Consider the following 8,210-nt stretch of genomic DNA (forward strand, 5'->3'; position numbering starts at 1 on the left):
ACGGCCGACCGGCCGCCACCTGGGTCTGGACCGTTCCTTCAACCGCACCCGAGCTCGTCGACTGAAGATAGCCTCACCTAATATTGATGGTGAACGGCCCGACGACGAGCAAGTGAGGCGAGCACATGACGACGCATGAGGACCAGCAGGCGCCGTTGGACGCGGTGGTCCTGGCGTGTCGTGATCTCACCTTCGCCCCGTTGCCGGAACTGCGTCCCGACCGCCCGGCACCGATGGAGGGCGAGACACGCTGGCTCTCGCTCGTCGAACTGCTCGACGACGGTCGGCTGGCCGAGACCTTCGACGCGCTGCGCGCCCGCGAAGGGGCAGGCCATCCCGGCGCCGCCGCGATCCGCTACCTCAAAGGACTGCTCCGCGAGACGGTCTTCCTCGTCTCGGCGAGCATCTACCTCACCGATCGCGCCCCCGAACTCTCGCCCGAGACGCTCTGGTTCCCCTTCGCCCCCGACGGCGACATCGGCACGCCCCGGATCACCAGCCGCCGGGCCGCCGTGCTGCGCGGCGATCCCGACGCACGGCTGCCGGACACCGTGGTCGTGGCCGACCGGGATGCACTCGACGTCTGGGCCGCCGCCCGGCTGGTCGAGGTCTTCGGACCGCTGGTCGAGCAGGTCCGGCGCCACTCCAGGGTCGGGGCCCGCACGTTGTGGGGCTATCTCGTCGACATCCTGCACTTCTACATGATCAATCCGGCACGACGGCTGGACCGGAACGTGCCTGCGGCGTTCGCCCGCGCCGATCGGCTCGTGGCGGCGGTGATCGCGGCAGGCGCGCCGGTGAAGGCGCGTCCCCGGCTGTTCCGGTTCCGTCCGGAGGGCAATCAAGGCGTCTGGGCGGTGCGCAGCACGTGCTGCTTCGACTACAAGGTCGACGCCGAGCACGGCTACTGCGGCACCTGTCCGCTGCAGGAAGACACCGTTCGCGCGGCCCAGTTCGACCGCTCGTTCAGCCGCTGACAACCGAACCACAGACACGAATTCAGGAGACACAGTGACGCGACCTCACCGCCTGCCGATCGCCCGCCTCGGCGCAGCGACGGCCGTCCGGCCGCTGGACAGACGCCGGTTCCTGTCCGGTCTCGGCATCGGGGTCCTCGCACTCGGTGTGGCGGGCTGCGCATCCGGGGACGCCGAAGGCGGCGGCGACGCCGCGGGCGAGACGCGTCCGTTCCAGCACCCGCTTGGCCGCAGCGACCTGCCCGCCGAGCCGCGTCGCATCGTCTCGCTGGACCCGGGAGCGGGGCTTCAGGTCGCGCTGGAGCACGGCGTGCCGCTGGTGGCCTCGGCGACGCTGGCGAGCGAGCCCTCGGTGCCCGCATACCTGCCGAGCCCTGCGGCACCCTTCGAACAGCTCGGCTTCAATCAGGCCGACCCCGAACGCGTCTCGGGCTTCGAGCCGGATCTGATCGTCGGACACGTCCCGAGCCTGCAAGAGGACTACGCGCTGTACTCGGAGATCACCACGACCGTCTCCTACACGAACTCGGCGGGCGGCACGGAATGGGAGGACGCCTGCCTGACCGTCGCCGACTACTACGGCGTCCGGGACGAACAGCAGCAGCGCATCGACGAGTTCCACGAGCGTGCGGATGCCTTCGCGCAGACCCATGCGGAGACGCTGAACGGGCTGCGCGTGGTGCTGCTGCGCTTCACCACCGACGAGCTGCGCATCGTCACCGACTCGGTGATCTTCGGCTCGCGGGTCCTGACGCGCGCGGGCGTCCAGCTCACCGAGTCCAGCGCGACGAGCGGGCCGGAGGAGACGTACGTGTCCGTGACGCCGGAGCAGGTCTCCCGGCTGGAGGACGCCGACGTCGTCCTCTACTTCGGCGGCGGCGGCGCCTACGAGGAGGGCAACGTGACCAGCGCCTTCACCACCTACACCGAGGGGACGCTGTGGGGCAGGCTGCCTGCGGTGCAGGCCGGTCGGGTGTTCGAGGTTCCGCAGACGACCTGGTGGGACGGTTATTCGACGTCGGCCGCGCACGCGGCGCTGGACGACCTCGAGGACATCGTCGGACAGCTCGGCTGAGTCATCGCCGCAGGCGGGCGCGGGAGGGCTGGGGGTCGGGCGGGATCGTCGTCGTGCGGTCCCGCCCGGTCTCGTTCTCCGAGGCTCGCCGCGATGACCGGGTCGCGGTGATCGGAATGCCGCCGAGCCTCGGCACGGCCCGGTCTCGGACCGCGACCGCGACCGCGACCGCGACCGGAGGATCGTGCTCGGCGGCTCGGCACGACGCCGCAGGCGATACCCGCCTCGGCATCCGGCCTTCGGACCCTGCCCAGGCATCCGGGGCGCGGGCCTGGTCGGGAAGTCCGGTGCGCGGGCTCTTCTCGACGTCCACCGCGACGCTCCGCCCGATATCCACTGTGCGGCCAGGCCCGGCATCTACTGCGGAGCCCCGCCCCACAACTATCTCGAGGCCCCGCCCCACAACTATCTCGAGGCCCCGCCCCACAACTATCTCGAGGCCCCGCCTCGGGCGCGCATCAGCAACACGACGAGATAGCCGCCCCCGAGCACACCCGTGATCAGGCCGACCGGGACCGGTGCCGGGGCGAAGAGTCGCTGGCCGAGCAGGTCGGCGCAGACCAGCAGCACGGCACCGGTCAGGCCCGAGGTGAGCAGCACGCCGTCCGCCGACCTGGTGAGCGCCCTGGCCAGATGCGGCGCGGCGAGTGCGACGAACGCGATGGGCCCCGCCGCCGCCGTGGCCGTGGCGGTCAGTCCCACGGCGATGACGAGGAGCAGCAGCCGGGTCCTGGCCGAGGGGACGCCGAGTGCGACGGCGAGGTCCTCGCCCATCTCCAGCAGCGCGAGCCGCCTGCCCAGCAGGATCGCCGCCGGGACCAGCAGTGCCACGGCGGGCAGCACCAGCCAGACGTGATCCCAGGTGCGGGCGGTGAGGCTGCCCGCCAGCCACACCATCGCCCGATGCGCCTCGGTGATCTCGGCCCGCACGACGAGATACTGGTTGCACGCCGCCAGCAGCGCCGAGACCGCCACCCCGACCACCACGAGCCTCCCGCCGAGCATTCCGTTGCGATAGGCCGCCGCGTAGACGATCGCCGAGGCGACGAGGGCGCCGAGCAGCGCACCGCCCGCGATGGCCGCCGCGCTCCCGCCGAAGAGCACGATCTGCACGACGGCTCCGGTGGCCGCCCCGCTGCTGAACCCGACCACGTCCGGGCTGCCGAGTGCGTTGCGGGACACGCTCTGCAGGACGGCGCCCGCGACGCCGAGTGCCACGCCGACCAGCACGGCGGTGAGTGCGCGGGGCAGCCGCAGGATCCGCACGACGAACTCGCCGCCCGGCGGGCCGCCCTGTCCGGTCACCAGCGAGGCGACCTCGGCGAGGGTGAAGGCCCGGTCACCGGTGGCGATCAGCGCCGCCGTGAGCATCAGGAGCAGGGCCGACAGTCCGAGACCGACCACGACGGTCCTCGGGTCGAAGCGGATCGACCAACGATCGTCGGCGGGACGCAGGGTCCGCCGCGAGGTCGGCACGGCCACGGCCCGGCCGCCGTCGACGGGTTCGGCCGCGACATCGACGTCCGCCGGGCGACGGGGTCTGCTGCTGGTCGTCATAGGCCGGGCAGTCTCCTTCGTCGGACCAGGGCGATCAGGAACGGGGCGCCCAGGATCGCCGCGACGACGCTCACCTGAAGTTCGGCGGGCGCGATCACCACCCGCCCGACGACGTCGGCGAGCAGGACCAGGACGGGGCCGATGACCGCCGCATAGGCGAAGAGTCGCCGCTGATCCGTCCCGGCGAATCGTCGGGCCAGATGCGGCACGGCCAGGCCCACGAATCCGATGGGCCCGGCGGCGGCCGTGGCGGCCCCGGCCAGCAGCAGGACGGCCAGGGCGGCGAGCAGCCTGGTCCGGCCGACCCGGGCACCCAGCGCACGGCCGGTGTCCTCCCCGAGGGCGAGCACGTTCAGCGTCGGGGCGAGCGCGAAGGTCACCACCACGCCGAGGATCAGGAACGGCAGCAGGAGCCGGATCACCGCCGGGTCCCGGCCCGCGATGTCGCCGACCACCCAGAACCGGTACTCGTCGAAGGACGCCGGGTCGAGGAAGACCACGAGCTGGGTGGCCGAGCCGAGCGCCGTGCCCAGCGCGGTGCCCACCAGCGCGAGCCGGACCGGAGTCGCGCCACCGCCGCCACGCGCCGCGACCAGGTACACCAGGACCGCAGCCAGGCCCGCGCCGAGGAAGGCAAGCCAGACATAGGAGAGGAAGCTGCGCAGTCCGAGCACGGCGACGGCGAACATCATCCCGGCGGCGGCGCCCGCGTTGACGCCGAGGATGCCGGGGTCGGCCAAGGGGTTGCGGGTCAGCGACTGCATGAGCGCACCGGCCAGGCCCAGCGCCAGCCCCACGGCCAGCCCGAGCAGGGTGCGTGGCACCCGCAGCTCGTGAACGATGACCGCCGTCTGGGAGTCGTCGTCGTGCCAGAGCACTCGCAGGACCTCGCCGACGGGCACCTGTTCAGAGCCGACGAGCAGGCTGAGCAGGGCGGCGACGGCCAGCACCGCCACGGCGGCGAGTGGGAGGAGCAGTCGATTCAGTGCCGAGGTCGCCACGTCCGGCGGGCGGACGCCTGCCCCGTCGCCCGCCGGTCGGGAGTCACGCCCGGTGATCGACGACCGGGCGGACGTCGGGTCGTCGGCCCGGTTCGCGGCCTGGTCGGGGGGCAACGGTGGCTCCTCGTGCTCGTCGGTCCGGCGGGTCCGGGTTCCCGCCGGTCCCCGCACGGGCACGCCGGGCCTGCCGCGACGCTGGTTGTCCCGTCCTGATCAGCGCATTCGTCTCACGCGACGGACGACAAGTTTGGTAAGCCTAACAACACTCCCCTGTCGGGTCGTTCGACCGGTGGTCCTCCGTCGGCAGGGGTTCTCCGTTCGTCGGCTCGCTCCTCTGGTGGCCACGTCGTACAGCCCGCGCCGCTCCCAGCCGCCGGATGACGCCGTTGGCGACGACGGGCAGAGGACCGCCCTGTTCCGCGTGCTGCTCCGCACATAGAGCCTTCCGGTGAACCGGTGATCAGCTCGACGACGCCTGCACTGCTGATCACCCGATCTGGCCGGGTCACCGGCATTCGACTGCATCGGGAGACCGGCGACGGCCCTTACCTGACGTGCCCCGGGCACAGCCGGGCGCCGAGACGACTCGGCGCCCGCCCGCCCCGTCAGGACCCGCTCAGTCGGCGACCAGCACCCGGCCACCCCTCGGGCCCGTCCCGCGCTCCTGCTGTCGGCGCACCAGCCAGCGGCCGGGCGCCACGCCGCTGCCGCCGTGCTCCGGATGCACCAGGTACGCGGGCGCGGTGTTCTCGAAGAGTGCGATCCCGAGTCTCAGCGGGTCCCGCACGCCGTTCGTCCATCGGCAGACGCCCGCGTCGGCGACGAGGGTGTGCGGATTGTTGCCCGCCACGCCGCGCACCAGCTCCACGCCCTCCGACGGCACGAGGCGCCACTGCGCCCAGGGCTGCACGGTCACCGGCCCCAGCATCGCCATCGGAATGACGATCAGATCGCCCTGTGCCTGGAGACCGTCGATCACCGGGATCGCGACCTGGCGCTCCAGGTGATCCAGGACGTCGAGGCCGGTCCGGTCGAGAAGTTCCATCAGATCCATCGTCATCACCTGTCGTGGAGAGAAGGGTCAGGTTCGGCGCTGCAGGCCCGCGTACTGGGCTCCGGAGAGCCCGTACGTCCAGCCTGCGGCGTCGATCGGGTCGTCGAACCAGGGCGGCACGTGCAGGCCGTACTGCCTGCGCGTGCCGTCGCGTTCAACCGAGCCGTTGACCGCGAGCAGAAGTCGGGTGGTCGAGCCTCGATGCCGATACGGCAGGTCGTAGAGGCGCAGTTCGTTGGCGGAGTTGCCCGGATCGACCGATCGCCCGACGAGCGTCAGGCCCGCCCGTTCGATGAAGGCGGCCCAGCCGATGCGCTCGATCGCGCACCGCCGTACCTCCACATTGGACTCAGCGGAGATCGCCTCCACGGTCGGGTCCTCGATCACCCAGGCCGGGACTCGCGTCCCGTGCCAGGAATAGACGCCCCAGCCGTCCGGGTAGACGACGGCGGGACCGTCGGCCGCATGCAGCCGAATCTCGCCGTAGACGTCGTCGGGCGCGGGCTCGGTATGCACCGCAGACGGCCGCTCGGCGAGGACGCAGACGTCCTCGCGCGGCCACCACCAGCCGCAGGACCGGACGAGCGTGGCCCACAGCTCCCACTGTGCGCCGTCCGTCGCGTCGAAGGGGCGACCATGAATCCGTTGGTGCACATCGTGCCGGGCCACCCAGTCGACCTCGTGCTGGCCGTACCAGGCAAGCCCGAAACGCTCAGGGATCGCGCTGCGGATGACGTTCGCGACGGACTGCCGCACGCCCCTGCGCAGGGCGCCCAGCACCCCCTGGTCCAGCACGGGAGACAGCCCCGTCCCGGATCGCAGCGCCGCCACCGGATCAGGCAGCGCGGGCGGGCGCGGCCAGTCGTCCGGATCGACAGCACCGATGCGCGCGTCGATGCGATGGCGCAACGTGGAGACGAGACTCGCCAGCCCGCTCTCCCAGGGTTGGGCACCGTGCGGCGACACGGTGTGCTGCGAGGCGACCGACGGCACGGCGGCGGCGGGCGAGTCCACCCACACGAACGCGGGCCGGGGCCTGCCAAGCAGGGCATAAAGCCCCGTGACGGCGTCCTCGGCGTTCCGCCGATCGGCGGGGTCGGTGCACAGGGCGTGGTTCAGCCACTGTGTTCGGAGGTCGACCGCCTGCTGCCAATGGTCGAGATCGCGCAACAGGTGGTCACGGACAGGGGCACGGCGGGATGCTCTCCCGCGCCGCGCGCTCACTGCGACAGGGCGGACACGCCCTTTCCTTCAGACATGGCGGAGATGATCGCAGGGGACAGCCGGGGGCCGCAAGGCCTGACCGCGAATTCGGCGCTGACCCGGCCTCGGCCGGTGCTTCGGCCCGCCCCAGACGAGCCCGCGATCACTGCGGCGCGGGCCGGGCCGCCCCGGCCCTGTCGACCGGTGCCGGTCGCGCCGCTGCTGCCGCCCGCTCGGCGCGGATGTCTGCTGAGGACGATCGACCGGTTCGACCGGTCGAGGGACGGCCCCGGTCAGCCGAAGACGGACCCCACCGCGCTGATCTGATACTTCTTCACGTCGTCCTGAAGCACCGTCGGCATCGGCTCCGGCGGATTCGCGGTCGCCTGGTGAGCGGCGAGGTGTTCCTCGGACTCCCAGACCTCGAGCAGATTGATGCGCCCTGGCTCGATCGGGTCAGCGGCCATGACGAAGTCCACGCAGCCCGGCCTGGCCCTGGAGCGGACGAGGAAATCGGGGGTTCTCGCCAGGTAGGTGTCCCGGTCCGCTGGTTCGACGTAGAGCTTTCCGGAGATGATCAGCATCGAGGCGGCTGCTTCCTGGTTCGACGACGGGGTCAGGCCCGCCCCGAACCGGCGACGAAGGCAGGACGAGGGGCGAGGACGGGCCGACGGTAGGCGGCCCCACCGACAAGTCGGCTGCGGCGACCTCGCCGTCGTCCCCGCCCCGTCGCCCCGGAGATCCGTCTCGGCAGGTCCCGGTTTCCCGGTCTGGGCCTCGACCAAGAGCCGCCGCACGGCGACCACGGGCCGAGCCGCGTCCTCGAGTGCTTCGACGAGCCGCCCCGACCCGCCCGGCGACGCCGCCGCTAGCGCACGCTCTTGCTTCGGTTCTGGGCGATGCCCTCGGCCACGCCGATCAACAGCACCGAGGCGATGACGGCGATGATGAAGCCGAGGACGTTGAGTTCGAAGATGTCGCCCGTGCCGAGCAGGTTGGCGATGGTGCCGCCGATGACCGAACCGACCAGACCCAGCAGCAGGGTCGCGAGAAGACCCAGCCGCTGCTTGCCGGGCTTGATCAGTCGGGCGAGCGCGCCGATGATCAAGCCTGCGACGATGAAACCGATCACGTCGTCCTCCTGAAGTGGTGCGCTGTCGTCTTGTGAGCCAATCTAATGCGCTCGACCTGGCCTCGCCGATCACGACGCCCCTGTCGCGCCGGACGTCACTCACTCGGCGGCAGGCGGCCGATCGCTCCGGCGTCTGCGGATCGGGCCGGGACACCGCTGCGGCAGCACCGGAACCGACCGATCGCGCCTTCCTCGGCGGCATCGCCGATCG

At 71.7% G+C, this 8,210-nt stretch carries 9 protein-coding genes; 2 read left to right on the forward strand and 7 right to left on the reverse strand.

Going from position 1 to position 8,210, the window contains the following annotated elements; all coding sequences use genetic code 11:
* The first annotated feature begins 125 nt into the window (after positions 1 to 125).
* The gene (locus UA74_RS19475) at positions 126 to 977 is read left to right on the forward strand and encodes a (2Fe-2S)-binding protein (RefSeq protein WP_075741547.1); all 852 of its coding nucleotides are present in this window, start codon (positions 126 to 128) and stop codon (positions 975 to 977) included.
* A 34-nt stretch (positions 978 to 1,011) separates the two neighbouring features.
* A complete protein-coding gene (locus UA74_RS19480; protein ID WP_075741548.1) occupies positions 1,012 to 2,052 on the forward strand; it encodes an ABC transporter substrate-binding protein in 1,041 nt (346 codons plus the stop codon).
* A 1-nt stretch (position 2,053) separates the two neighbouring features.
* On the opposite strand, the gene UA74_RS19485 is transcribed toward UA74_RS19480, so the two are convergent.
* The 7 genes from UA74_RS19485 to UA74_RS19520 all read right to left on the reverse strand — a co-directional run bounded on the left by UA74_RS19485 (position 2,054) and on the right by UA74_RS19520 (position 7,999).
* Positions 2,054 to 2,365 (reverse strand): hypothetical protein, encoded by a 312-nt coding sequence (locus UA74_RS19485; RefSeq protein ID WP_075765080.1) that lies wholly within the window; start codon positions 2,363 to 2,365, stop codon positions 2,054 to 2,056.
* A gap of 116 nt (positions 2,366 to 2,481) precedes the next feature.
* Complete coding sequence (locus tag UA74_RS19490; RefSeq protein ID WP_083683364.1) at positions 2,482 to 3,609, reverse strand: FecCD family ABC transporter permease; 1,128 nt, start codon at positions 3,607 to 3,609, stop codon at positions 2,482 to 2,484.
* Complete coding sequence (locus UA74_RS19495) at positions 3,606 to 4,724, reverse strand: FecCD family ABC transporter permease (protein WP_232237339.1); 1,119 nt, start codon at positions 4,722 to 4,724, stop codon at positions 3,606 to 3,608. The genes UA74_RS19490 and UA74_RS19495 overlap by 4 nt, the downstream gene beginning before the upstream one ends.
* Positions 4,725 to 5,226: 502 nt before the next feature.
* Positions 5,227 to 5,664: a hypothetical protein gene (locus UA74_RS19500; RefSeq protein ID WP_075743998.1), complete on the reverse strand. Its 438-nt coding sequence runs from the start codon at positions 5,662 to 5,664 to the stop codon at positions 5,227 to 5,229.
* Between the two features lie 27 nt (positions 5,665 to 5,691).
* A complete protein-coding gene (locus UA74_RS19505; RefSeq protein ID WP_075741550.1) occupies positions 5,692 to 6,834 on the reverse strand; it encodes a DUF6745 domain-containing protein in 1,143 nt (380 codons plus the stop codon).
* Positions 6,835 to 7,160: 326 nt separating this feature from the next.
* Positions 7,161 to 7,451: a putative quinol monooxygenase gene (locus UA74_RS19515; RefSeq protein WP_075741552.1), complete on the reverse strand. Its 291-nt coding sequence runs from the start codon at positions 7,449 to 7,451 to the stop codon at positions 7,161 to 7,163.
* A 284-nt stretch (positions 7,452 to 7,735) separates the two neighbouring features.
* Positions 7,736 to 7,999, reverse strand: coding sequence for a GlsB/YeaQ/YmgE family stress response membrane protein (locus UA74_RS19520; protein WP_075741553.1), 264 nt, complete (start codon positions 7,997 to 7,999; stop codon positions 7,736 to 7,738).
* Positions 8,000 to 8,210: the final 211 nt, after the last annotated feature.

The organism is Actinoalloteichus fjordicus (genome assembly GCF_001941625.1).
Lineage (GTDB): Bacteria > Actinomycetota > Actinomycetes > Mycobacteriales > Pseudonocardiaceae > Actinoalloteichus_A > Actinoalloteichus_A fjordicus.